This window comes from Frankia sp. CcWB2 (assembly GCF_977927585.1).
This window is the reverse complement of record NZ_CDWRCM010000048.1, coordinates 21,676-23,455: the sequence shown is the minus strand read 5'-3', so window position 1 is coordinate 23,455 and position 1,780 is coordinate 21,676. Positions and strand designations below refer to the sequence as shown.

Here is a 1,780-nt window from a genome sequence, read left to right as displayed (position 1 = left end):
GATCTTCGCTTCCTCCTGGCCATCGATCCGCCAGCCGACAACGCCAATGTCGCGCTGCAACTGGAGGAGGTCACTGACTACCGCTGGGCCCCGTTGACCGAACTGCCCGACCGTCTGGGCGACCGTACCCGAGCTACCCTCTTCGCTCGACCCTGAATTGATCATCCGGGACCGACTTCTTAGGAACGCAGAGATCAAAATGGCGGCCACGACGTCCCCTGATGCAGAGGGCATGATCGCCATCGCTAATGTTCTCTACCCCGTCAAGCTACCGCGAGGACCCCGCTCATGCCGTTGCGGATTCTCCGATCACGCGGGGTCGCGGGCGCCAACCTGATCCAGGTTCTGATGGTCGCCACGATGTTCTCGTTCCAGATCCTCGTCGCCCTCTACCTGCAGAACGTACTCGGCTACATCGCTGCCAAGACCGGCCTCGCGATGCTCCCGGCGGCGGGCGTCATCGGCGCGGTGTCGCTGGGCGTGTCCGCCCGGCTGATCGCCCGCCTCGGGGAACACACCGTCCTGCTGGCGGGGCTGGTGCTTCTCGCCGGGGTTCTCGGGCTGCTCACCCGCGTACCCGTGCACGCGCACTACCTCACCGACCTGCTTCCGGTGATGCTGTTCACCGCGGGCTTCGGGCTCGCCCTGCCGGCGCTGACGACGCTCAGCATGTCCGGCGCCGGTGACGACGACGCCGGACTCGCCTCCGGCCTGTTCAACACCGCCCAGCAGATCGGCATGGCGATGGGCGTAGCGGTGCTGTCCGCCCTGGCCGCCGCCCGCACCGACGGACTGCTCGCCCGGGGCGAGAGCCGGGCCACGGCGTTGACCGGCGGATACCGTCTGGCCTTCACCGTCGGCCTCGGACTGCTCGCCACCGCCTTCGCCGTCGCGTTCGCCGTGCTGCGCCGGCCCGCCCGGTGAGGTGAACTGCCGCGCACACGAGCCGCTGAGCATCACCGAGCGCACGACCGGCCGGCCGCCCGCACCTGTCCACCGTCGCCTACCAGTGGAGTCCCGAGAAGCGGGTACCGCGGATCTCCGCCACGGCCGACCGCCTCAAGGTGCGTCACCCTCGACGTGACCCGCACCGCCCTGCCCGTCACGCACCGCCCTGCCCGTCACGCATGGACGAAACGGCCTTCCTGCCCGCTCGGCAACCACAGCACCGAGTAACGGTAATCGAACATAGGTTCGACATCCGAGGTGGGGTGATCTACGCTTGATCCATGACCGCCGCCGATCCGGCCGCCGATCCGGCCGCCGATCCGGCCGCCGGGCAGCATCGGGTGCTGTCCGGGTTGGTGGGGGTGGCCGGTCAGGTGGGTGGCCTGGTGGAGGCGCCGGTGTGGTCGTTGTCGGACGCCGAATTGTACGGCGCCCTGGACGACTGTTCGGTGGAGCTGGCCCGCCTGGCCGCGGTGCGGCTCGCGCTGGTGCGGGAGGCTCATAGGCGGAACCTGTCCGCGCAGGAGGGCGCGGCCGGTACGGCGGCGTTGCTGCGGGAACGGCTGCGGATGCGTCCCGTCGACGCCCGGCGTCTGCTTGATCTCGCGATTGCCGTGGATGGCCCGCTGGCCGCGACCGGCGCCGCCCTGACCGCCGGTGTGATCACTGTAGAGCAAGCGTGGGAGATCCACCTGGCGCTGCGTTCCCTGCCGCGCGGCCTTGGCGCCGAGGTGTATACCGCCGCGGAGGCTTCGCTGCTGGAGCTGGCCGGGATGTTCGACCCCGCGGAGCTAGCCCGTCTCGGCCGGCACCTGCGCGAACAGCTCACCCA

Annotated in this window: 1 protein-coding gene and 1 pseudogene; both read left to right on the top strand. The window is 69.7% G+C overall.

Annotated elements, in window-relative coordinates:
• Positions 1–261: 261 nt before the first annotated feature.
• A pseudogene (locus tag ACY45C_RS07610) lies at positions 262–924 on the top strand (MFS transporter); the annotation flags it as partial.
• A gap of 305 nt (positions 925–1,229) precedes the next feature.
• Positions 1,230–1,780, top strand: a 551-nt coding sequence (locus tag ACY45C_RS07605) for a DUF222 domain-containing protein (protein WP_462186924.1), incomplete at its 3' end; no start/stop codon positions are given.